Origin of the sequence: Pectinatus haikarae (genome assembly GCF_050916305.1) — a bacterium.
Lineage (GTDB): Bacteria > Bacillota > Negativicutes > Selenomonadales > Selenomonadaceae > Pectinatus > Pectinatus haikarae.
In genome coordinates this window covers 2,174,278-2,196,790 of the sequence record NZ_CP116940.1, presented here as the reverse complement: position 1 = coordinate 2,196,790, position 22,513 = coordinate 2,174,278, and the positions used below count along the sequence as shown (strand labels likewise).

Below are 22,513 nucleotides of genomic sequence, written 5' to 3'. Positions count from 1 at the left end.
GTATATTCAATCATAGATACAAGGGAGAGAATGTAATGAGTAAAAAAATGAAGACCATGGATGGTAACACAGCTGCCGCATACGTTTCCTATGCTTTTACAGATGTCGCTGCCATTTATCCTATAACGCCGTCTTCACCAATGGCAGAAGTCGTTGATGAAATGGCTGCAAAAGGCGTAAAGAACCTGTTTGGTCAAAAAGTTAATGTTGTCGAAATGCAGTCAGAAGCAGGCGCTGCCGGTACTGTCCACGGTGCTCTGCAGTCTGGTGCTTTGACAACGACATATACAGCATCGCAGGGTCTTTTGCTTATGATTCCTAATATGTATAAAATCTCCGGCGAACTCTTGCCCGGTGTCTTTCATGTGAGCGCACGCGCACTGGCGACATCATCCTTGAATATATTCGGTGACCATCAGGATGTTATGGCCGTTCGGCAGACTGGCTGTGCCATGCTTGCCGAAAGCAGTGTCCAGCAGGTAATGGATCTGAGTGCCATAGCTCATCTCACTGCCATAAAGGGGCGCATTCCTTTTGTAAACTTTTTTGATGGTTTCAGAACATCACACGAAATTCAAAAAATTGAACTGATAGATTACTCAGATCTCGGAAAAATGCTCGACTGGGATGCTGTGGAAGTTTTCCGGCACAATGCACTTAATCCTGACCATCCCGTAACACGCGGCACCAATCAGAACCCCGATGTTTATTTTCAGGAAAGAGAAGCAGTAAATAAATATTATGACGCTATACCTGACATGGTTGAAGACAGTATGAAACAGATCTCCAAACTGACGGGCCGTGAATATCATTTATTCAACTACCACGGTGCTTCTGATGCCGAACGTATAATTATAGCTATGGGTTCAGTATGTGAAACCGCTACCGAAGCTGTTGATTATTTGAATTCCCAGGGTGAAAAAACAGGCATTCTGACCGTACACCTCTATCGCCCATTTTCTATAAAGCATCTTCTGGCTGCTATTCCTAAGACAGTCAAGAAAATTGCTGTTCTTGACCGCACAAAAGAACCTGGTTCTCATGGCGAACCATTATACCTTGATGTAAAAACAGCTCTTTATGACAGCGATATTTCTCCTGTCATAGTAGGAGGCCGTTATGGTTTGGGCGGTAAAGACGTCACACCTGACCATGTCCTCTCAGTTTATGAAGAACTGAAAAAGGATGCTCCTAAAAATGGCTTTACCATCAGCATTGATGATGATGTAACACACACATCCCTGCCAAAATATCCTAAGGATCTTGATTTTACACCGGAAGGTACAACTGCATGTAAATTCTGGGGTCTCGGTTCGGACGGAACTGTAGGCGCAAATAAAAGCGCTGTCAAGATCATTGGTGATAACACAGATATGTATGCGCAAGCATATTTCGCTTATGATTCTAAAAAATCAGGCGGGATAACAATGTCCCATCTTCGTTTCGGCAAGCTGCCAATAAAATCTCCATATCTTATCAATAAAGCTAATTTTATCTCCTGTTCGCAGGAATCTTATGTTCATAAATATGATCTTCTTGCTGGTCTCAAGCCGGGAGGCTCCTTCCTTTTAAACACACATTGGACGGAAGAAAATCTTTCCAGCGAACTTCCTGCTTATATGAGGAGATATATAGCAAAAAATAATATCAATTTCTATGTGGTAAATGCCGTAAAAATTGCTCAGGAATTAGGACTGGGCGGTCGCTTCAATATGGTAATGCAGTCAGCCTTCTTCAAACTTACCAATATAATTCCTATAGATAAGGCTGTAGGCTATTTAAAAGATGCTATTGTTAAATCCTACGGTAAAAAAGGTCAGAATATCGTAGATATGAACAACGGTGCCGTCGATAAAGGAATAGACGCCGTAGTTAAAATAAATGTTCCCGCTGACTGGGCTGACGCTCAGGACGAAAAGAAAGAAGAAAAGAAAGTTCCTGCATTCGTAAAAGATATTCTTATCCCCATGAATCGCCAGGAAGGTGACAAGCTGCCTGTAAGTGCGTTCAGCAGAGGCATGCAGGACGGTACATTCCCGAACGGAACAGCGGCATTTGAAAAACGCGGTATTGCTATAAATGTACCGGAATGGATTATGGATAATTGCATACAGTGTAATCAATGTGCATTTGTCTGCCCGCACGCAGTTATTCGTCCTGTTCTTATGAATGAAGAAGAAAAGAACAACGCACCTGCCGGCATGCAGATAAAACCGGCTGTCGGCGTCAAAGATGCATTTTTCAGTATCGTTGTATCTCCTTATGATTGCAGCGGCTGCGGCAATTGTGCTCAGATCTGTCCGGCTCCCAAGGCAAAAGCTTTGGAAATGAAGCCTTTTGATACTCAGGCTCCTAAGCAGCCTATTTTTGATTATGCCATGGATCCGGAAAAAGTTGCGCCGAAGAAAAATCCGCTCAATAAAAAAACTTTGAAGGGCAGCCAGTTTGAAAAACCCCTGCTCGAATTTTCCGGCGCATGCGCGGGCTGCGGTGAAACACCTTACGTAAAACTTGTGACACAGCTTTACGGTGACCGCATGATGATTTCCAATGCTACCGGCTGCTCCTCTATCTGGGGTGCTGCTGCTCCATCCATGCCTTATACGACAAATCATCTGGGACATGGTCCCGCATGGGCTAATTCCCTGTTTGAAGATAATGCTGAATATGGTCTGGGCATGCACCTTGGGACCAAAGCTGTCAGAAATACGCTGGCTGCTAATCTTAAGCTGGCTGTTGAAAAAGGTGTCAGTCCTGAACTGAAAGCTGCTGCTGAAGATTGGCTGGAAAAAATTGATGACGGAGAAGGCAGCAGAGACCGTGCGGATGCGCTGACCTCACTTTTGATAAAAGAAAAAGGCACTGATACTCTGCTTAACAGCATCTACGATCAGCGCGATTTCTTCGTAAAACGTTCGCAATGGATATTCGGCGGTGACGGCTGGGCTTACGATATCGGCTACGGCGGACTTGACCATGTTCTTGCTTCCGGTGAAGATATCAATGTCCTCGTTATGGATACTGAAGTATATTCCAATACCGGCGGTCAGTCCTCTAAGGCTACACCTACCGCAGCTATTGCTCAGTTCGCTGCCACAGGCAAAAAAACTAAGAAAAAAGACCTTGGTATGATGGCTATGTCTTACGGTTATGTATATGTTGCCCAAATTAACATGGGTGCCGACAAAAATCAAACTTTAAAGGCCATAGTAGAAGCCGAAAGCTACAAGGGCCCTTCCCTGATAATCGCCTATGCTCCATGTATAAATCATGGCATTAAAATAGGTATGGGCAAAAGCCAGCTTGAAGCAAAACGAGCCACTGAAGCTGGTTATTGGGCTAATTACCGTTATAACCCTGCTTTACGCGACGGTGAAAAGAATCCGTTCAATCTCGATTCCAAAGAACCTACTGCTGATTTTAGAGAATTCCTCATGGGTGAAGTTCGTTACAACTCTTTGAAACGGTCATTCCCTGAAACAGCTGATTTATTGTTCGAAAAAACAGAACAAGACGCTAAAGAACGTCTTGCTGGCTATAAAAAACTGGCCGGTAAATAATTGAATTGCATCTTTGTAGATCCCCTGTGAATATTTGCAGGGGATTTTTTCTTGACATATGCAGATCATTATCCATAATAAATCTAACTCACATACACATTCGTTCTTGCAATCTGATTTTTCACAAAAATACTTTTTTGCTTAGAGTATCGCTGATTCCTTACAAAACATACTGATACAGTCTTTAAAAAAAATTTCTGCTGCCGGCTTTTTCCTTTTTTTCTCCTCATCCGACCAACAAAAACAGTGTTATACTGTTTACTTTTATGCTATAATACAAGAATATCTTAATGAATAGGAGCAGTGCAGATGAAACTTGTAGTGACTATTGTAGGTAAGGACCGTGTGGGAATAATCGCCATGGTCAGCAATATTCTAGCCGAAAACAATGTTAATATTCTCAATATCAACCAAAATATCATGGAAGGCTTTTTCAACATGGTCATGATCGTCGAAATGACTGACAGCAAAATAAAGCTGCAGGAATTGCAAAATATTTTAAAAGAAAAAGGTAACGAAATAAATCTTGACATAAAAGTTCAGCATCAGGATATTTTCAATGTCATGCATAACGTCTAAATTGGAGGAAATATAGTGATCACCATCAACGACATAATAGAAACAAACCGCATGATCACGGAAAATAAGCTTGATGTAAGAACCATTACTATGGGAATCAGCTTGCGTGACTGCGCACACCCGAACATTGAACAATTCTGCCGCAACATTTATGATAAAATTACAAAATCAGCTGAATTTCTTGTAAAAACGGGGGAAGACATAGAAAGCGAATATGGCATCCCTATCATCCATAAGCGTGTATCAGTCACACCTATAGCAATCGCTGCTGAAGCCTGCAAGACAGATACATATGTTCCTGTGGCGGAGGCATTGGATAAGGCCGCAAAAGAAGTAGGCATAAACTTTATTGGCGGTTTCTCCGCACTTGTCGAAAAAGGCTATACAAACGGTGACAGGATCTTAATAAAATCCATTCCGCAAGCACTCGCTTCCACTGACATAGTCTGCTCTTCAGTGAATCTCGGCTCCACTAAAGCCGGTATAAATATGGACTGTGTGCGGGAAATGGGTGAAATCATCAAACGTACAGCTGAACTTACCCGTGACCGTGAAGCTATCGGCTGTGCTAAGCTCGTTGTATTTTCAAATGCTCCCGGAGATAATCCCTTCATGGCAGGTGCATTCCACGGTGTCAGTGAAGCTGAAAAAGTCGTCAGTGTTGGTGTAAGCGGTCCCGGTGTTGTCAAACATGCGCTTGAAGACATAAAAAGTGCTGACTTCAGCGAAGTAGCAGAAACAATCAAGAAAACTGCTTATAAAATAACACGTGTGGGGCAGCTCGTTGCCCGGGAAGCGTCCCAAAGGCTGGGTGTGCCGTTCGGTATTATTGATCTGTCACTGGCACCGACCCCCGCTGTTGGGGACAGTGTTGCCCATATATTGGAAGAAATGGGACTGGAAAGCTGCGGTGCACCCGGTACAACAGCAGCACTTGCTCTGCTGAACGATGCTGTAAAAAAAGGCGGGCTCATGGCATCTTCACACGTAGGCGGCCTGAGCGGAGCTTTCATTCCGGTAAGTGAAGATGCCGGTATGATAAATGCAGTAGAAAGGGGCAGCCTTTCTCTGGAAAAACTCGAAGCAATGACTTGCGTCTGTTCTGTAGGCCTCGATATGATAGCCGTAGAAGGAGAAGTCCCGGCAGCGACTATATCGGCTATCATAGCTGATGAAGCTGCCATAGGTATGATAAATAACAAAACTACGGCAGTAAGAATAATCCCTGTGCCCGGCAAAAAGATCGGTGATTCGGTCAATTTTGGCGGTTTACTGGGTCGCTGCCCAATAATACCCGTTAAAAGCCAGTACAGTTCTGAGGCATTTATCGCCAGAGGCGGCAGAATACCAGCACCTATACGAAGCCTTACCAACTAAAATAATATATATATAATGAGTACCGATTTCTGAAGTGCCCTCCCCAAAAAATTTGACCTAATAAATCTAATTTTTTGATGGAGCATATTATTCAGATGAAATCGGTACTCATTTTTTACTTGCTGTTTATAACCTAAAATAAATTTATCATTCTGAGTATTACAATCCTATTTTCAACGACCTAAAAGACGCTTAAGATATCTTTTCTTTATCGCCTTCTGCAGATTTTTTTGTTCGGCCTCATGTATATATTTGCGTGCGAAAATATTGGGGATAGCCACTCCCACACCTATAGCCAATATGACAAGGCTTGCATTGACACCATTTTGAACGGCCTGCACCAATTTTGCCTCAGTCATAATATCCGTATTGATGATCGCAAACATAAGCCTGTACATAAAAACTCCAGGCATCAACGGAATCACAGAAGGTATCACCAGAACATGCGCTGGCACATGGAACCAATGAACAGCCTTTATAGCAATAAAACTTATAACCATCGCACCAACAAGGGTCCCGACCGGCTGACCCATTGTCAGATCAAAATTCAAAAAATTGCGTATGCAGACAGCTATACTGCCCCCCAGACCGACAACCCATAAAAACTGCGGCGGTACGTTGAACATAGTGGAAAATCCCGCAGCGGCAATAAATGCAGCCACTGCATAAACCCAATAAGCATTTTCCGGACTAAAAGCAATATCGGTAAAATCAGCGACATGACATATCTTTATTGCAAACACTATACCGAAACTCATGCTGCCTATCATCAAAACTGTATTTATTGCCCGCGTTGTACCGGCCGTAATATAATTATCGAGCAAATCGTCAATTGAATTTATCAGCGGAATACCCGGAACGATAAAAATAGCGCAGGTCAGCATGGGATGCCACGGCGTATCCGTATATGGAAGATAACTGGCAAAATACGCACAAACCGTTGCGGCAAAGGCGGCAATAGCGATCCCCATATAAGTATTTATCTGCCATCGATCACATTTTATCCGCAGATAAACACCTATAGCTGCACATACGGCAGTATAAAAAAATGCGGTCCAGTCACCGCCGAAAAGACGGCTTACCCCGCCGCAGGCCAGCGCCGCTCCTATGATTATTATCAAAGGCGTATATCTTGGATCGCGCGACTCCAGCTTATCCAAAGCTCTTTCATACCTGTCCAGCGAAAAATCCTCTTCGATTGCTCTCCACGACAATCTGCTTATGCCTGCAAGCAGTGCCATGTTCACATTATGCTGACAGCACTTTTGAAACTTCGTGATCGAATAGCCATCCATGCTCACATTTATCATCAAAGTCGTGTACGTAACATGGATATTGCAGTACTCATCAGCAATATCCATGTATCCGGCTGTCCGTTTCATTGTCTTCACTATTCTATTTGTATCGGCCGCGTTTTCCATCAGAAGCTGCCCTGTACGCAAAATCAGGCGTATCTTCTTATCCATATCCGCCTTTTTCAGCTTCATTTTTTCATTATCTTGCTCAGTCAAAGTATAACCACCTTTTTCCTTTTTATGCTTCATTCCCAATAAATTATTATTGCGGTAAAATTTCTATTAAATTCAAATATTGTCTTTTTCATATCACCGACAGACTAATTCTTGCAAAATCATCTATTAAACAGGCTTTTGATTGCCAGATAAAAATATGAATAGTATAATGAAATTATATATTAGATTTAGGAGGAAATGAATATGGCAAAAACTGAAAATAAAAAAGAAAGTAAGAAATCCATTTGGGAAAAATATAATAAAAAAGAAAAAAAAGACATGCAGGTTCTCTGCGATGATTACCGAAGCTTTCTGACCGCGGGAAAAACAGAACGGGAATGTGTAAAAGAAATAATCCGCCAGGCCGAACAAAAAGGCTATCGTGATCTCAACACAGTGATCATCAACAGAGAAGTTCTCAAACCCGGTGACAAAATTTATTCTGTATGTATGAAAAAATCTGTTGTCATGTTCAATATCGGCACAGAGCCGCTTGAAAACGGTTTGACCATACTGGGGGCGCATATTGACAGCCCGCGTCTCGATGTTAAGCAAAACCCTCTCTATGAAGAAGGCGGTCTGGCCTATCTGGACACGCACTATTATGGCGGCATAAAAAAATATCAGTGGGTGACTCTGCCCTTGGCTATACATGGTGTGGTTGTCAAAAAAGATAAAACCGTCATTGATATCGTTATCGGCGAAAAAGAAGATGATCCCGTATTTTGCGTGACAGATCTGCTCATCCATCTCGCACAAGAACAAATGACAAAAAAAGCCTCTGAAGTCATTACCGGCGAATCCCTGGATCTGCTCTTTGGTTCCCTGCCGCTGAAGGGAGAAGAAAAGGATTCCGTAAAGGCAAATATCCTGGATATATTAAAAACTGCTTATGCTATTGAAGAAGATGATCTGCTGTCTGCTGAACTTGAAATAGTACCCGCCGGCGGAGCAAGAGAGCTTGGTATTGACCGCAGCATGATAATCTCTTACGGTCAGGATGACCGCGTCTGCGCTTACACCTCTTTGGCTGCCATGCTGGAAACAGAAACCGTTGCCAAAACTGCCTGCTGTCTGCTGGTCGATAAAGAAGAGATCGGCAGTGTCGGCGCTACCGGCATGCAGTCAAAATTCTTTGAAAATGCACTGGCAGAACTGATGAATGCCCTTGGCGTATACAATGACCTGAATATGCGCCGCTGCCTCTCAAATTCTAAAATGCTTTCGTCAGATGTTACATCAGGCTATGATGCCTTGTACGCTTCATCCTTCGACAAAAAGAATATCGCCTACTTAGGAAAGGGAATGGCTTTCAACAAATTCACCGGATCGCGCGGCAAATCAGGTTCCAACGATGCGAATGCTGAATATTTGGGAGAAATACGCGCTATGATGGACAAGCATAAAGTAAATATCCAATTTTCCGAACTTGGGCGTGTAGATTTAGGCGGCGGCGGTACTATTGCCTATATCATGGCACTATACGGCATGCAGGTTATTGACAGCGGTGTAGCTGTGCTCAATATGCACGCACCATGGGAAGTAACAAGCAAAATTGATATTTACGAAACGAAAAAGGGCTACAGCGCCTTTTTAGCCGAAGCATAATCACTCTATCGATTACTTTGGTTATATTTCCTATATTTTTCCGAAATCATGCCAACAAAAATATATGCCTAAAATACCTTTTTCCACCTGAACTGTACATTCTTCGGTGCCTTGCAATATATTACTCACCGCATAAGGCATTTTTTGCAGCAATGTGACTTTATCCAAGGGCCATTTTGTCCCATTTATACTGACTCCCCTGCAAACATTGCTGAAAGGCAGCAGCGAAATGCTCAGAGGCCTTTGTCCGCATCGGAATGACATATGCCCATCCTTCAAATAGAACAGTGTTTCCTTATCATCAGCGGCGCACAGCCTCACGTTTTTATTTGAGAGCCCTGATAATGAAAACAAACTGCTGAACAGATGATCAAATCGCCCACCCCATACTCCTGTCAGGATTATATCCGCGCATATACAGCGCTCTGTTATTTTTTGCAGGGCCAGCTGTGTATCCGTTAGATCCTTATCAGAAGGAAAAGACATAAAAGGCACACCTGCTGATTTTGCCCATTGCCAGTTTGCCTTATCTGCACTGTCTCCGTCACCGAGTATGAAATCCGGCTTCAGGCCAGCTTTTATACATATATCCAAGCCATGATCAGCACAATATATTATTCTGTCTGCGGCTGCTCTTCGTATCCATGAAATATGAGGTGTCCTTCCCCCTGCGATAAGCAATATTTTTTTAAAGTCTCCAGCCATTTTCTTTTGGTCCGGAACCAGTTCAGGCATCAAAAATTTATCCGACATATTATTTGCTCCTTATATTTACAAAAAAGTCCCCGACTTTTTTTCTCTGTTATCCATGATTTATAGATTTATAATATTCTTGCCGCATCAACGGCAGATCGGAGGCCTACTATGATAAACTTCAAATTTTATGGTCATTCCTGCTTCTCTTTAAATACAGATAAGGAAACTATCCTTGTTGATCCTTTTTTTAAGGACAACCCACAGACCAATATAAATCCGCAGGATATAGATTGTCAATATATCCTGGTCAGCCATGCTCACTTTGATCATTTAGGGGATGCCGCTGTCATTGCCGAAAGAACCGGTGCCACACTGATAGCCATTCCTGAAGTACTCAATCTATGCCAAGGTGTAAAAAACGTCCGTCCTATGAATATAGGCGGATCGACGTCTCTCCCCTTCGGTTCAGTCCGGATGACCACCGCCATTCACAGCAGCGGTGTTGCCGGAGGACTGGCATGCGGCTTTGTTATAAGGTTTAACGCCGGACCTACTGTTTATTATTCCGGAGACACAGCCCTATTTTCCGATATGCAGATAATCGGTGCGAAAGAAAAAATAGAATATGCCATCCTGCCGATAGGAGATAATTTTACCATGGGCAAAGAAGACGCTGCTCGTGCCGCTCAAATGCTCAGAGCGCATAACGTCATCCCCATCCACTACAACACATGGCCCGCTATTGAACAGGATCCCAACGTCTTCAAACAAATTGCTGAAAGTTTGGCGGCAGTGAAAGTTCATATTGTCGCTCCCGGAGAATCCATGGAACTGATAAAATAATGGCCACAGAAAACCAAGAGAAAAAACGCGTCATTGTTATCCTCGGTCCGACTGCCGTGGGAAAAACTGAACTCAGCTTGATGCTGGCCAAGTATCTGCACACAGAAATCATTTCGGGCGATTCTATGCTGGTCTACAATGGACTTGATATTGGCACGGCGAAGCCCAGCAAGACAGAGCTGTGTGAAATCCGGCATCATCTCATAGATATTCTGCCTCCTCAAGCGGCCTTCAATGTCACTTCTTTTTGCGATAAGGCAGATGCGTTGATAAATAAACTTAACGCTCAGCATAAGATTCCCATAATAGCCGGCGGTACAGGTCTCTACATTAAATCACTGCTTGAAGGCTATAATTTCAATCAGGCACCGGAAAATCCTCCACTTCGTTCACAGCTGCAAACTCTTGCTGAAAAGTACGGCAGAGAACATGTTTTATCAATGTTAGCAAAAGTAGACCCAGACACGGCCTCCAGACTGCATATCAATAATTTTCGGCGTATAATCCGAGCGCTGGAAGTCTATGAATACAATAAAGATACTATCTCACGCGACAAATTCTCACCAGATGGAAACTCACGCTATAATGCTGTAATCATAGGACTCAATCGGCAGCGAAGCGATTTATACGAACGAATAAACAGACGGGTAGATGTAATGATGGAGTCTGGCTGGCTTTCCGAGGTAGACCGTTTGCTGAAAGACGGTGTTTCCCGCTCCAGCCAATCCATGCAGGCAATCGGTTATAAACAGCTGGCGGCATATCTGGCAGGAGAAAAAAATCTTTCCTGCACCATTGATGAAATAAAAAAATCAACACGCCATTTTGCAAAAAGACAGCTGACATGGTATCGTAAAATGCCTTATATCAACTGGTTTTGGACAGATAAAACTGCAACTGACGTCTTGGCCGAAGAAGTTCACAAATTCATAATCCAAAAATTTGACTACGAATAAAAATTAAATTATAATATTCCTAAATTATCGTTGAATTCTGGGAGGAAAATTTATTGAAAGCTATTAATCTGCAGGATGCTTTTTTGAACCAGGCCCGCAAGGAAAATATAAGTGTCACCATTTATCTTGTCAATGGCTTCCAGCTGCGCGGCAACGTGACAGGCTTTGACAATTTTACCGTTATATTAGACAGCAACGGCAAGCAGCAATTGGTATATAAACATGCTATTTCCACAATTACGCCAATGCATCCCTTATCTATGAATTACACAACCGAAAAAAAAGATTCCGATACTCATATTTGAAGATCCGGTATACCATTTCATCGCGAAAATATCGCTGACCATATATTTGTGGCCAGCGATATTTTTTTTGTACAATCCTTTAAATCTTTTTGCATTTTCTGGAAATAATTAACACTCCCTCATTAATTCCCAGGAGTTTTTCCAACAAGGTGATCGTAATAGAACGTTTTTTTTCAAATATATCATCTTCCTCTTTTTGATGAACTGAATTTAAAAGTACGGAAAAAATATTCCAAAAAAATGATATAACCTCATCTATGTGAACAATACTCATAGTTTTTTCAAAAACTCCCTGTTTTAGAATATCCCGCAATATAGGATTCAACAAAATTTGTGATTTGTACCATAATTTTGTCGCAAGTTCTCCATGATCATCCTTTTCGAGATTGATGACTATATTATCAATAGAATGCGGCACAAAAAATTCATGCATTAAAAACTGCAGTTTATCCAAAGCTGATTTCTGAGAAAACTCTGTTTTTATGGCATCTGCCACCTGCATGAGATATTGTTCGACAATTGCAAACAATATAGATTCTTTAGTTGGAAAATAATAATAGAAAGTAGCCTTGGCAATATTGGCTTTTTTAGTAATATCAATAATCATTGTCTTCTCATAGCCAACTGTATCGAACAGTTCAAAAGCGGCATCTATCAATTGTCTTTTCCGTTTGGCAGACTCGTTTCTGATAATGAATTCCTCCTAAATGTCAAATTCAATTACACTCCACATAATATGGCAATAGTAAAATATATTCAAAGGAATACTACTATTATTTTAAAGAAAATGCAAGTACCATACCCTTCTGTTTAGTTGTTCATTATACGATTTTTAAAGATATCTTGACATAGTCGACCCGGGTTGATAAAATATAATCAACCCGGGTCGACTAATAATCTTAATCAATAATATTAATAATATGATCAAAAACCTGAAAATTACTTTCTATTGTAAAGGTGGGAGTCAATGGTAAATATCCTGTTGGTGACTATAAGTAAAATTCTTTTTCATTTACCTGGTGAGAGCAAACTAAAATTTGGCAGCCTATTAGGAACATTTGCATGGTTTTTTCTCCCCAAACGCAAGAAAAAAATGATGGAACAAAATATTTGCGAGACATTATGCATGTCCTCAGAGCAGGCTCATGCAATAAGTAAAGCCAGTTTTGTAAGATTTGGCTGCATGCTTGTTGATTTTCTGCAATATCCCAGTTTTTCTGAAAAAAATATAGCAAGATCGGTAACATTTGAGGGACTGGAACATTTGAATGCCGCTCTAGCCGAAAAAAAAGGAGCTGTCATGGTTGCCGGACATTGCGGAAATTGGGAATTACTCGGTGCGGCACTCGCTTATAAAGGCTTCCCTATGGTCGCAGTGACAAAACGGCAAAAAAATAATAAATTCGAACGATTCCTCAATATGTATCGCAGTATGCCTTCAAAAGGAATAGTACTTTACAAGGAGGAACTGCGCAAAGTGATCAGAATGTTAAGAGGCAATAAAATACCCTTGATCTTTATCGATATTGACGGCAAGGATACCGGTGTATTTATCAAATTTCTCGGTCGCCGGACGTCCACTCCTCCGGGAGCAGCGATACTTGCCCAAATGTGCAGCTGTCCGATTATTCCGGCATTTATTAAACAGGACAGTAGAGGAATCCATCATATAAAAATTTGTGAACCGCTTTGGCTAGAAAAAAGGGAAGATACTGATACAGCTGTATATGATATGATGCAGCATATATCATTTTTATTGGAAAATCGTATAAGAAATTTTCCGGAAGACTGGTTCTGGCTCTATAATCGTTGGAAAACAAAAAATAGAAAATAAAAAGGCAGGTAAGTAAAATGAGCTACATAAATAAATTGACGATGGTCGCTTTTATCGCCGCAGTGCAATTTTCCTCTGGCACAGTTCATGCTTCAGCAGATACGAAAATTCACACAAACATCGACCCGGACAACAGCATCAGCTATCTCACAGAAAATGATACGTACAGTTCATTCCCTGGATCATCGCATGAAAATAACCTTCAATCAGGCAATAGGCAAAAACCTCAATATGATCGTGCAAAGGATAGAAACCGCAGGGATGAATATGAAAAACGCATGAGAAATGAAAATGAACGTCATGAGAGAGAAATGAGACGGCGTCCGCATGAAACACAGCATGAATGGAGAGAACGGCAAAAACGTGAAGACAAACGTCACAAACGCGAACTTGAACAGCTCAGATCAATTTTTACTCGTGTCATTTCCGATATTTTGGTAAACCGCCATAAATGACAGCACTAGCAAGACAGCTATTATTACCTGAAAATTTTTACGGAGGTTTTTATGCGTATACGAAAAATATTTTATACACTGGTACTGATAATGCTTTTTTACACATGCGCGGCATCTGCTTCGCCTAAAATCACCGCGGATAATACTAACTTTGATATTTTATCCGGGACATATAAACTAAATGGCAATGTACGTGTTGAGACCGACAAATTTCTCGTAACTGCCGGAGCGGCTCAGGTAAATCTTACGTCCTTTGAGGTATGGGCACAAAAAAATATAAAATGTGTTTACGGCGGCAATGACAGCGGTTCATCTGTAATAAATTTCAGTGGCAGCGACTTATACGGTTCATGGCGCACAAAAACTATAATCGTAAAAGGCGGAACCGATTTTTCCTGCGAAAATCTGTTTGTAAAAGCGGACCAGACTTCCTTCAACTGGGAAACTAAAATTGCTGATTTTTCCGGCAATGTAATAGTACAGCAGGATGGAAAAACTGAAAAATACGATGAAATCAAATATAATTTGAATGAAAAAAAATTTTTGGAGCATGATATTGATATTTCCGTCGTAAAGCAGAAATTAAAAACATAATAATTATTAACAGTACCCTGATCTTCATTATCTTGACATGATTTTTTAATATATGGAAAAAAGAATTGCCTATAAAATTTAATCTTGTTCTCTGATAATCCCCTTAAACAGGAAATTATTTTCAACCAGTGGGCAAGTTTATTTATAAAAAGCCAATTTCTTCTTGGTAAACACATATTTTATGGCAGTTTTATGAAACTTCCTATGTTTTTTTATTTTAACGTAAATTGCAATAGCAAATTGAACACTTTGGTAAAATGCCGATGATCTCAGGCAATATAAAGTTTATCGAGAAAAGCGTCGAACAATTCTTCCGGTGTCTGGTAGGCAAGTCGCTTGCGCGGACGGCTATTCAATTCATCGGCAAAGTGTAATATATCTTCATAAGTATATTTCTCAATCGAAACGCCCTTTGGAATATATTGACGCAAGAAGCCGTTGTGCCGTTCATTTACTGGTCGCTCCCAAGAGGAGTAAGGATGTGCATAATAAACACTGGAACCCCAGGCTTCAATCTTGGAAAATTCCTCGAATTCAGAGCCATTATCGGTTGTAATGGTTTTGAAAACAGAACTGAAACGCTCACCATATTCAGCGTGTAGTTCTTTCATCGCAGCCATGACAGACTCACTGTTTTTACCAGGAATGCGAATAGCCAGGTAATTGTTTGTAACACGCTCAATCAGAGTTAAAACAGCAGCTTCTCTGACTTTTTTTCTGCCAATCACCGTGTCAGCTTCCCAATGGCCGAATTCCGTGCGTAAATCTACGATGTCAGGACGTTCGTCAATGCTGCGACCTTTCAGACGTTTATGCTTTCGGGTTCCTTTTTTGTTTTGCTTTCGCTTTAGAATTTCAGGCAGCTCGAACAGCGATAGCGGCAAATTACCAGCAGCCATTTCGTTATATAGGGTCTTCGTGCATACCATTTCTTTATCAGCAAAGAGCTGGTGCAGGCGCGCATGACCGACGCAAGCGTCTAACGACCACTTTTTTGCCCTGACTTGCGCAACCACCCACTTAACAAAATCTGAGCAATGTGTGATATAATGCGGCCTTTTGCACTTCATTCGATTCATTTCATATACTGCAAGACCTCGTTTGGCGCTGTACTCCGGTGCACGTCCTCTATGGCTTTTGCGCAGCGGTGTACCGCGGCGCAATTCATACATGATAGTACTTGGCGAACAGTTGATTTCTCGGGCGATTGCCCGCAGAGAGTATCCTTGCTTGTTTAGTTGCTGGATCGCTCCGCGTTCTTCCCGTCCCAAGTGCTGACCACGTTTTCGTTCAGGGAATACTGTGATATAATTATGGCAGTCCATAGTGATTGTCTCCTCTTTGGTTAATGGTGCTGTGAGAACTCCATTTTACCATTTAAAGGAAAGTCACTGTGGACTTTTTGCAACTGTTCATTTTCATTTTACAATCAACCTTTTTTATTTTAAATATTATTGTATAATAATAAATATATTATCCGATCAGTTCAGCTTTCTGCCGGCAATAAAAAGAGGATGTTCTTCCTGACTGCAGATATATTTCGATTATTCAAATCAGAAATTTGAAGCCTATTAAAAGAGAGGTAATGAGAAAATGAAGAAAAAATATCTCTTACAGACGGCCCTGTTTTTATTAGTGATAAGTTCTTTTTTTGTTGTTGGGAACGTATGCCGTGCGGAAAAGGCAGCTGCGGTAATTCCCGGAAATGCTTTTATTGCCAAGGGAACTGTATTGAATTTTGAACTAATGACTGAAATCAGCAGTAAAACAAGTAAAGCAGGAGACAGTGTACAAATAAAACTCTTAAAGGATCTGTCCATTGATAACACCATTTTGATTCCAAAGGATACACTGTTAACAGGCACGCTAAAAAAAGCACAAGCAAGTAAACTAGCCGGGCAAGGTGCTGTCATAAGAATACTGTTAGATAACTATACATTGCCAAATGGTATAACCGTTACACTGAATAAAGAAGAGATAAAATTTAAAGGTGATCGCAGTTACACCGGCCTTGCCAGCAATATATTGCTTCCTTTTTCGGGAATCTTTTTTAAGGGAAAGCAGGTAAATTGCCCCGCAGGCATGAATTTCGAATATACAGTAAAAAATGATATAGACTTAGGAATCAGTCTGGACAGGCTGAATGACGCGGCAAAAGTACATATATAAATTCCATATCATAGATAATTATTGGACAAATATTGCCGTATGATCTATACTATACAGTATAAATATGGTAAGATTATGTAATTTGTTCGGCTTGTTTTCATTTTGACAGTATTTGAGGAGGCATCATAGGCTGTGAAGAAAAAAATCGAAGTATTTGCTTATGCCAATGAAATCATGAAGGCACTCGGCACCGGTATTCTGCTGACTACAAAGGCGGAAGGTAAAATAAATTCGATGACGATAGGCTGGGGAAATCTCGGTATCGTCTGGGGAAAACCGACTTTTACAGTTTTTGTAAGAGAAAATCGATTTACGAACTCTCAGCTGGCAAAAAATCCGGAATTCACAATTAACATTCCATACGGCAATTTCAATAAAAAAATATTGGGATTCTGCGGCACGAAATCCGGCTATGAAGTTGATAAAATCGGAGATTTAAATTTGACTTTGGAACCGCCTGAAATTATAGCGGTTCCCGCCATCAAAGAGCTGCCCTTGACGCTTGAATGCAAAATCGTTTATAAACAAAAGCATAACGAGCATGCCATTGGAGAAGAAACTAAAAGGGAATACTATCCTCGGGATGTAACCAGTAATTTCTATGGTGCAAATAAAGATTTTCACACCGTTTATTACGGAGAAATTGTCAGTGCTTACATTATAGAGTAAATAAAAAATTGTTATGCATATGCATTATAGAAAAGAGGTTGCATCAGCATGATCAAAGTTGTAGCAAAGCAGACAGTAAAACAGGATAAAATCAATAGTTTCCTAGCCTCTGCCAAAAAACTTGTGGAAGAAACACATCAAAAAGACTCCGGATGTATCAGTTACGATATATTTCAGGATCTGCAGCATGCCGAAGTATTGACGTTCATAGAAGAATGGGAAAACCAGGACGCGCTTGACAAGCATATGGCCTCTAAACACTTTAAGGAACTTTTCCCGTATCTCAATGGACTTCTTGAAAAACCTGGAGAAATCAATTGCTATAAAAAAGTGGTATAAAACTATAATTCTTTTTCTTCGCTGTTATATTTAATAGTTCGTATAAAGTTCCCAATAAAAAAAGGCCTCCGAAAATTTCGGAAGCCTTCATTTTTTTTAAATGATTTAATTATAATCCATTTATAAACATCCAAGTTAATGTAAAATAAGAACATTAACTTGGATGTTTTGTTACAGAAAAAGAATGCCTATTTTCATTATTGCCTATATTCTAGCACAATTAACTTATTTACACAAAACTGTCAGTTGATTACGATTAACTTCACCAGAAGATTATCCCATTATCTTTCACACAAAAACAGCACAGATAGGTTAATCGTGTCTTCAGCATCGTTTACTGCCAATGAGGTGACAGGGTTTACCATCTTCTGCAATATATATCATATGTGTCTGGTAAAAATTCTTGATCAACAGAATTATATTCTCAGCTGCCAAAATGCCACAGCGCTTGCGGCGGCCACATTGAGTGAATCTACCTGATGAGCCATGGGGATTTTTACTGCATAGTCACAAGCAGCTATAACAGCTGATGACAAACCATAGCCCTCACTGCCAAAAATTAAGGCCAGCCGTTTTTCGGCGGCCAATTTTTTATCTTCTATGCCCACAGAATCTAGATTCAAGGCCATTGCAACTGTTTTAAACCCCCAGGTCCTCAATATAGAAATATCCTCGCCTATGCGCGCCCATGGCAATTGAAAAATTGTTCCCATGCTGACACGCACCGACCGTCTGCATAAAGGATCGCAGCAGGACGGAGTGATAAGTATAGCATCCATACCCAAAGCTGCAGCAGAACGAAATATAGCTCCGACATTGGTGGAATCTGTAATACCATCAAGTACAGCTATTCGCCGAGCCTTGGTTATCAGATTTTCCGCTGCTGCCAATTTGGGACGAGTCAATGCGCATAAGATGCCGCGTGTGAGCTTATAGCCGGTCAACTTTGCCAGCAATTCGCGGTCCCCCGTGTAAATGGAAACATCTCCGCACTCTCTAATAATATCCTGTGCTTGTCCCGTGATGCGTTTACGTTCCATTAGGAAAGCTAGTGGTTTGCAGCCATATTTCAGAGCCAATTTTATTACTTTAGAACTTTCTGCGATAAATATCCCCTTTTCAGGATCTGACCGATTACGCAGCTGCGCTTCTGTTAAATGACTGAACAGCGTCAGCTCAGGAGCAGCCAGATCATGCACTTCTATAATGTTAGCCAAAAAAATATCATCTTCCTCACATTAATGTATTATTAAGGATGCTGTGCTATTACAGTACTTTTCAAACCGTGCCGATAATTTTATTTTTACTTCACAGAATTAATAGATCTGTCGTAAGGAACACGGTCCTGCCGCTAAAAGAACAATATATATACAAAAAATATATATTGCTGCCGTCTTCTAAAAAATTTTATCAAGCCCATTCCCCATAACTGGAATATGCCGAAATAATTCTGCTGAGTTTACTGAGCTGCCCATTGAGTTAGGTTTTATAGCCAATTCACTGGGTGACTGTTCGTTTCCCTTCCTCTATAAATTGCCCTTTTCATTAAAATATGGCTCAATAAATTTCCAGGCCCGCTCAAAATCGTTTTGCATATCCTCATTCCAAAAATTGGCAAACACAGGATGATGAAAGCGTGAAAACAAACCTATCATACATAAAGTTTCCTGATTGTCAGTCATGCCGGAAGCCGTCGCGAGACTGCTGACCAGGTTGTTCATATGTTTCGCAACAAGTGAAGGGTTAGCACTTAAATACTCCGTATACAGTTTGAACATAACAGGTTCAGCTTTGTAAGCATTGTATTTTGCGTTTGCAAGAGTCCAGAGCCAGTCATGAATTATCTGCTGCTGTGACTTTTTTGAATCTATTTTATAAGGAAAAAGATCTGTCAGCACTGCATCCAGCCAATTAAAAGCGAGCACTTCCCATAGCTCTGTTTTATTCTTAAAATGCCTGTATAATGCCGGCTGAGAAATATTTACAGCAGCCGCCAGACTTGTTAAACTAACATTTCCGTAACCTTTTTCTAATAGTAATTCTTCTGCCTTTTTTAAGATTTTTTCCCTTGTATTCATATTTTTATTTTATCACAAGTTATAATTATTGACAAATATAACTTTGCAGGATATAATAACTTTATCGTTTAGTTATAAAAATAAAAAAATATAACTTTATAAAGGAGAAATAAATCTATGAAAGCTCTTATCACAGGTGCAAACAAAGGTATAGGCCTTGCCATTGCAAAATCTCTCGGAAAATCAGGTGTCAAAATTCTGGTTGGAGCACGCAGCGAAAGCAGGGGGCAGGAAACAGTTAAAAAATTATCATCGCAAGGTATTGCGGCAAGTTTTATCAAAATTGATCTGAATAATTTTGATACTATTCATAATGCTGCAAAAGAAATTAATGAACTTGATCTACTTATCAATAATGCAGGAATTCCCGACAGTCATAAAACCGATCAACCTGATCTTGACCAGAAGAAAATGATATCTGACTATACTACTGATGACCTCCGCGAAACACTGGAAGTAAATTTTCTTGGTACACATGAAATGATCAAAGTTTTTCTGCCGAAACTCGTCAAAAACGGAAAAATCATAAATATCACTATCCCTATTCAGCCAAATGATTTTTGGCATCCTCTCGCCTATCAGACCAGTAAGGCAGCTCAAAATGTAATGACAATGGCCTATGCACTTGAGTTCAAAAATATGCACAGTGAAAAACAGATTTTTGGTATAATGCCGGGGGGTGTGGCAACAGATCTCAACGGACATACTGCCGGTGCACTTGATGGTTATATCAAATCAGCGGAAGAAGCGGGCGAAATTATCGCAAAACTCGCCCTCGATACAGAAAATCACAATGGTCAAATAGTTCAATTTGACGGAAAAATCATCACTGATTACGAAGCACAAATACATTGACGATCTGAGGTCTAAACATCACGATCGCTTTTCCGAAATTTACAAAAAACACGCCGTTTCAAAACACCTTACAAATGGTGATTTGAAACGGCGTGTTTTTCAGATAATAAGAGAATTTCTTCAAATGGTGCAAAAAAGTTCTCGCATATTACCTGCCGTTCAAATTTATCTTTGACTCATCGCCATTAACCAGACGATGAATATTTTCCCGATGCCTGTATACTACAAAAGCCGCGGCAAGTATACCAAAGATTATATATTGCCATGGTTTATTCCAATAATATGCCTGCAAAGGCACAGAGACTGCTGCGATCATTGAAGCCAGCGAAACATATCTGGTAAACAAAACTACAATGAACCACAAGAGAAAGACACACAGCGCCGCCTGCGGCATGAGCATCGTTATAACACCCAATCCTGTCGCAACACCCTTTCCACCCTTAAAAAAGAGAAACAACGAACACGAATGGCCAATTATAGCCATAATTCCCCCCAGAAGCAGCGCATAAGCTGATGCTGGCTCCATTCCATTTGCTCCGGCATACATACCGATAAAAACACCGGCTGCGCCTTTGAAAAAATCCAAAATAAAAACACTGAACCCTGCTTTTTTACCTAAAACACGCCATGCATTTGTAGCCCCGATATTATGGCTGCCATATTCACGAAGATCAGTATTAAAAAACAATTTACCGATTATAAGGCCGCTGGGAAGAGATCCTAAAATATAACCTGCAAGTAAAATAAAAAGATAACTCACTCGTCATCTTCCTTTCTTCCTTTCACAATCAGTTTCAACGGAGTACCTTCAAAACCAAAACTTTCCCGTAATTTATTTTCTATAAAACGCAGATAAGAAAAATGCATAAGCTCTGGATCATTTACAAAAATAATAAACTTCGGTGGCTTTACATCGACCTGTGTCATGAAGTATATTTTTAATTGTTTGCCCTTATGTGCAGGAGGCGGATTCACTGAAAGTGCATCCATTATAAGTTGATTCAGTACACTAGTCTGAATACGCATAGTCTGCTGTTCTGCCACATACTTAACCAATTCCGGCATACGATGTACACGCTGTCGCGTGAGAGCAGATATATATATAACCGGTGCATATTGAAGAAAGCCCAATTCATCGCGCAGATCTTCCGTGAAACGAAGCGGCGTTTTTGAATCTTTTTCCACAAGATCCCATTTGTTAACGACTAATATACAGCCTTTACCTGATTCATGGGCATATCCGGCTATTTTTTTATCCTGCTCTGTAACACCGTCCGGTCCGCTTATGAGCATCAAAACTACATCACTGCGATCTACGGCACGTAATGAACGAATTACGCTGTACCGCTCAACTGGTTCATCAATTTTGGCCTTACGCCTCATTCCGGCAGTATCGATGAGTGTATATTTTATATCATCTTTAATAAAATGTGTATCAATGGCATCACGCGTTGTTCCGGGCATATTACTGACAATAACGCGATCCTGTCCAAGCATAGCATTGACCAGCGATGACTTTCCTACATTAGGTCTGCCGATAACGGATATATGTATTTCATCCGGATCCTCAACCGCATCATCCATCTCGCCGAAAGCTTCAACTACCCGATCAAGCAAGTCACCCAGATTTAAAGAATTTGCTGCAGCGACAGGAATTGGATCACCAAGTCCCAAATTATAAAATTCATAAATATCCATTTCCTGTTTCTGTGTATCTATTTTATTTATCGTCAATATTACAGGTTTTCTGGTATTGCGCAGTATACGTGCGATCTCTTCATCAGCGCTGGTCATGCCTGAACGTCCGTCAGTCAAAAAAATGATCACGTCTGCTTCGTCAATAGCCAACTGCGCCTGAACACGCATTGAGGAAAGTATTGTATCCTGACTTTCCAGCTCTATTCCACCAGTATCGATCATAGTAAAATTTTTATCAAGCCATTCAGCATCCATATATATTCTATCGCGAGTCACACCAGGAAAATCTTCGACAATAGAAACTCTTTTTTTCCCTATTTGATTAAAAAGGGTAGATTTACCTACATTAGGTCTTCCGACTATCGCCACTATTGGTTTACTCAAATT

General features: G+C 40.6%; 22 protein-coding genes. 14 read left to right on the top strand and 8 right to left on the bottom strand.

Annotated features, from left to right (window positions below; all coding sequences use genetic code 11):
• Positions 1-35: 35 nt before the first annotated feature.
• The 3 genes from nifJ to NXG61_RS10665 all read left to right on the top strand — a co-directional run bounded on the left by nifJ (position 36) and on the right by NXG61_RS10665 (position 5,516).
• Positions 36-3,560 carry a pyruvate:ferredoxin (flavodoxin) oxidoreductase gene (gene nifJ / locus NXG61_RS10675; RefSeq protein ID WP_196603941.1) on the top strand — a complete coding sequence of 1,175 codons (3,525 nt, stop codon included), beginning with the start codon at positions 36-38 and terminating at the stop codon, positions 3,558-3,560.
• 309 nt (positions 3,561-3,869) lie between these two features.
• A complete protein-coding gene (locus tag NXG61_RS10670; protein ID WP_196603942.1) occupies positions 3,870-4,139 on the top strand; it encodes an ACT domain-containing protein in 270 nt (89 codons plus the stop codon).
• Positions 4,140-4,154: 15 nt separating this feature from the next.
• Positions 4,155-5,516, top strand: a complete 1,362-nt coding sequence (locus NXG61_RS10665; RefSeq protein ID WP_196603943.1) for a PFL family protein — start codon at positions 4,155-4,157, stop codon at positions 5,514-5,516.
• Positions 5,517-5,689: 173 nt separating this feature from the next.
• On the opposite strand, the gene NXG61_RS10660 is transcribed toward NXG61_RS10665, so the two are convergent.
• Positions 5,690-7,027: a threonine/serine ThrE exporter family protein gene (locus NXG61_RS10660; RefSeq protein ID WP_307224776.1), complete on the bottom strand. Its 1,338-nt coding sequence runs from the start codon at positions 7,025-7,027 to the stop codon at positions 5,690-5,692.
• 204 nt (positions 7,028-7,231) lie between these two features.
• Between NXG61_RS10660 and NXG61_RS10655 the strand changes: the two genes are divergently transcribed.
• Complete coding sequence (locus NXG61_RS10655) at positions 7,232-8,635, top strand: aminopeptidase (RefSeq protein WP_196603944.1); 1,404 nt, start codon at positions 7,232-7,234, stop codon at positions 8,633-8,635.
• A gap of 30 nt (positions 8,636-8,665) precedes the next feature.
• Here NXG61_RS10655 and NXG61_RS10650 read toward each other — a convergent pair whose 3' ends face one another.
• Entirely contained in the window at positions 8,666-9,388 is a 723-nt protein-coding gene (locus NXG61_RS10650) for a thiamine diphosphokinase (RefSeq protein ID WP_307224778.1), read from the bottom strand.
• Between the two features lie 111 nt (positions 9,389-9,499).
• On the opposite strand from NXG61_RS10650, the gene NXG61_RS10645 reads away from it, so the two are divergent.
• From NXG61_RS10645 to hfq, 3 genes are read left to right on the top strand one after another with little or no spacing between them, the layout of a single operon-like run.
• Entirely contained in the window at positions 9,500-10,174 is a 675-nt protein-coding gene (locus NXG61_RS10645) for a metal-dependent hydrolase (RefSeq protein WP_196603946.1), read from the top strand.
• On the top strand, positions 10,174-11,130 hold the full coding sequence (gene miaA / locus NXG61_RS10640) for a tRNA (adenosine(37)-N6)-dimethylallyltransferase MiaA (protein ID WP_307224780.1): 957 nt from the start codon (positions 10,174-10,176) through the stop codon (positions 11,128-11,130). Before NXG61_RS10645 ends, miaA begins: the two co-directional genes overlap by 1 nt.
• Positions 11,131-11,183: 53 nt before the next feature.
• Complete coding sequence (gene hfq / locus NXG61_RS10635; protein WP_231038499.1) at positions 11,184-11,435, top strand: RNA chaperone Hfq; 252 nt, start codon at positions 11,184-11,186, stop codon at positions 11,433-11,435.
• A gap of 79 nt (positions 11,436-11,514) precedes the next feature.
• Here hfq and NXG61_RS10630 read toward each other — a convergent pair whose 3' ends face one another.
• Positions 11,515-12,093, bottom strand: coding sequence for a TetR/AcrR family transcriptional regulator (locus NXG61_RS10630; RefSeq protein ID WP_196603948.1), 579 nt, complete (start codon positions 12,091-12,093; stop codon positions 11,515-11,517).
• 309 nt (positions 12,094-12,402) lie between these two features.
• On the opposite strand from NXG61_RS10630, the gene NXG61_RS10625 reads away from it, so the two are divergent.
• From NXG61_RS10625 to NXG61_RS10615, 3 genes are read left to right on the top strand one after another with little or no spacing between them, the layout of a single operon-like run.
• Positions 12,403-13,269, top strand: a complete 867-nt coding sequence (locus NXG61_RS10625) for a lysophospholipid acyltransferase family protein (RefSeq protein ID WP_196603949.1) — start codon at positions 12,403-12,405, stop codon at positions 13,267-13,269.
• Between the two features lie 17 nt (positions 13,270-13,286).
• Positions 13,287-13,724 carry a hypothetical protein gene (locus NXG61_RS10620; RefSeq protein WP_307224787.1) on the top strand — a complete coding sequence of 146 codons (438 nt, stop codon included), beginning with the start codon at positions 13,287-13,289 and terminating at the stop codon, positions 13,722-13,724.
• 51 nt (positions 13,725-13,775) lie between these two features.
• Positions 13,776-14,318 carry an LptA/OstA family protein gene (locus NXG61_RS10615; protein WP_307224789.1) on the top strand — a complete coding sequence of 181 codons (543 nt, stop codon included), beginning with the start codon at positions 13,776-13,778 and terminating at the stop codon, positions 14,316-14,318.
• A gap of 269 nt (positions 14,319-14,587) precedes the next feature.
• On the opposite strand, the gene NXG61_RS10610 is transcribed toward NXG61_RS10615, so the two are convergent.
• A complete protein-coding gene (locus NXG61_RS10610) occupies positions 14,588-15,643 on the bottom strand; it encodes an IS30 family transposase (RefSeq protein ID WP_432748913.1) in 1,056 nt (351 codons plus the stop codon).
• 268 nt (positions 15,644-15,911) lie between these two features.
• Between NXG61_RS10610 and NXG61_RS10605 the strand changes: the two genes are divergently transcribed.
• The 3 genes from NXG61_RS10605 to NXG61_RS10595 all read left to right on the top strand — a co-directional run bounded on the left by NXG61_RS10605 (position 15,912) and on the right by NXG61_RS10595 (position 17,495).
• On the top strand, positions 15,912-16,487 hold the full coding sequence (locus tag NXG61_RS10605) for a hypothetical protein (protein WP_307223844.1): 576 nt from the start codon (positions 15,912-15,914) through the stop codon (positions 16,485-16,487).
• Between the two features lie 132 nt (positions 16,488-16,619).
• The gene (locus NXG61_RS10600; RefSeq protein ID WP_307223846.1) at positions 16,620-17,156 is read left to right on the top strand and encodes a flavin reductase family protein; all 537 of its coding nucleotides are present in this window, start codon (positions 16,620-16,622) and stop codon (positions 17,154-17,156) included.
• 48 nt (positions 17,157-17,204) lie between these two features.
• Complete coding sequence (locus tag NXG61_RS10595; RefSeq protein WP_196603954.1) at positions 17,205-17,495, top strand: putative quinol monooxygenase; 291 nt, start codon at positions 17,205-17,207, stop codon at positions 17,493-17,495.
• A gap of 416 nt (positions 17,496-17,911) precedes the next feature.
• Here NXG61_RS10595 and NXG61_RS10590 read toward each other — a convergent pair whose 3' ends face one another.
• Both NXG61_RS10590 and NXG61_RS10585 read right to left on the bottom strand, forming a co-directional pair.
• Positions 17,912-18,712, bottom strand: coding sequence for a TrmH family RNA methyltransferase (locus tag NXG61_RS10590; protein WP_307223848.1), 801 nt, complete (start codon positions 18,710-18,712; stop codon positions 17,912-17,914).
• Between the two features lie 309 nt (positions 18,713-19,021).
• Positions 19,022-19,573, bottom strand: coding sequence for a TetR/AcrR family transcriptional regulator (locus tag NXG61_RS10585; protein ID WP_307223850.1), 552 nt, complete (start codon positions 19,571-19,573; stop codon positions 19,022-19,024).
• A gap of 117 nt (positions 19,574-19,690) precedes the next feature.
• On the opposite strand from NXG61_RS10585, the gene NXG61_RS10580 reads away from it, so the two are divergent.
• Complete coding sequence (locus NXG61_RS10580; protein ID WP_307223852.1) at positions 19,691-20,428, top strand: SDR family NAD(P)-dependent oxidoreductase; 738 nt, start codon at positions 19,691-19,693, stop codon at positions 20,426-20,428.
• Positions 20,429-20,576: 148 nt separating this feature from the next.
• Here the strand turns inward: NXG61_RS10580 and plsY are convergent, their stop codons facing one another.
• Positions 20,577-21,188, bottom strand: coding sequence for a glycerol-3-phosphate 1-O-acyltransferase PlsY (plsY, locus tag NXG61_RS10575; protein ID WP_196603331.1), 612 nt, complete (start codon positions 21,186-21,188; stop codon positions 20,577-20,579).
• Positions 21,185-22,510 carry a ribosome biogenesis GTPase Der gene (der, locus tag NXG61_RS10570; protein WP_307223855.1) on the bottom strand — a complete coding sequence of 442 codons (1,326 nt, stop codon included), beginning with the start codon at positions 22,508-22,510 and terminating at the stop codon, positions 21,185-21,187. The genes plsY and der overlap by 4 nt, the downstream gene beginning before the upstream one ends.
• Positions 22,511-22,513 lie beyond the last annotated feature (3 nt).

What these genes read in the sequence shown, in the direction of transcription:
- NXG61_RS10615 (WP_307224789.1), top strand. Translation starts at nt 13,776, where the DNA reads ATGCGTATACGAAAAATATTTTATACACTGGTACTGATAATGCTTTTT.
- NXG61_RS10625 (WP_196603949.1), top strand. Translation starts at nt 12,403, where the DNA reads ATGGTAAATATCCTGTTGGTGACTATAAGTAAAATTCTTTTTCATTTA.
- NXG61_RS10595 (WP_196603954.1), top strand. Translation starts at nt 17,205, where the DNA reads ATGATCAAAGTTGTAGCAAAGCAGACAGTAAAACAGGATAAAATCAAT.
- nifJ (WP_196603941.1), top strand. Translation starts at nt 36, where the DNA reads ATGAGTAAAAAAATGAAGACCATGGATGGTAACACAGCTGCCGCATAC.
- NXG61_RS10585 (WP_307223850.1), bottom strand. Translation starts at nt 19,573, where the DNA reads ATGAATACAAGGGAAAAAATCTTAAAAAAGGCAGAAGAATTACTATTA.
- miaA (WP_307224780.1), top strand. Translation starts at nt 10,174, where the DNA reads ATGGCCACAGAAAACCAAGAGAAAAAACGCGTCATTGTTATCCTCGGT.
- NXG61_RS10580 (WP_307223852.1), top strand. Translation starts at nt 19,691, where the DNA reads ATGAAAGCTCTTATCACAGGTGCAAACAAAGGTATAGGCCTTGCCATT.
- NXG61_RS10605 (WP_307223844.1), top strand. Translation starts at nt 15,912, where the DNA reads ATGAAGAAAAAATATCTCTTACAGACGGCCCTGTTTTTATTAGTGATA.
- NXG61_RS10670 (WP_196603942.1), top strand. Translation starts at nt 3,870, where the DNA reads ATGAAACTTGTAGTGACTATTGTAGGTAAGGACCGTGTGGGAATAATC.
- NXG61_RS10645 (WP_196603946.1), top strand. Translation starts at nt 9,500, where the DNA reads ATGATAAACTTCAAATTTTATGGTCATTCCTGCTTCTCTTTAAATACA.
- NXG61_RS10610 (WP_432748913.1), bottom strand. Translation starts at nt 15,643, where the DNA reads ATGGACTGCCATAATTATATCACAGTATTCCCTGAACGAAAACGTGGT.
- NXG61_RS10620 (WP_307224787.1), top strand. Translation starts at nt 13,287, where the DNA reads ATGAGCTACATAAATAAATTGACGATGGTCGCTTTTATCGCCGCAGTG.
- NXG61_RS10655 (WP_196603944.1), top strand. Translation starts at nt 7,232, where the DNA reads ATGGCAAAAACTGAAAATAAAAAAGAAAGTAAGAAATCCATTTGGGAA.
- NXG61_RS10650 (WP_307224778.1), bottom strand. Translation starts at nt 9,388, where the DNA reads ATGTCGGATAAATTTTTGATGCCTGAACTGGTTCCGGACCAAAAGAAA.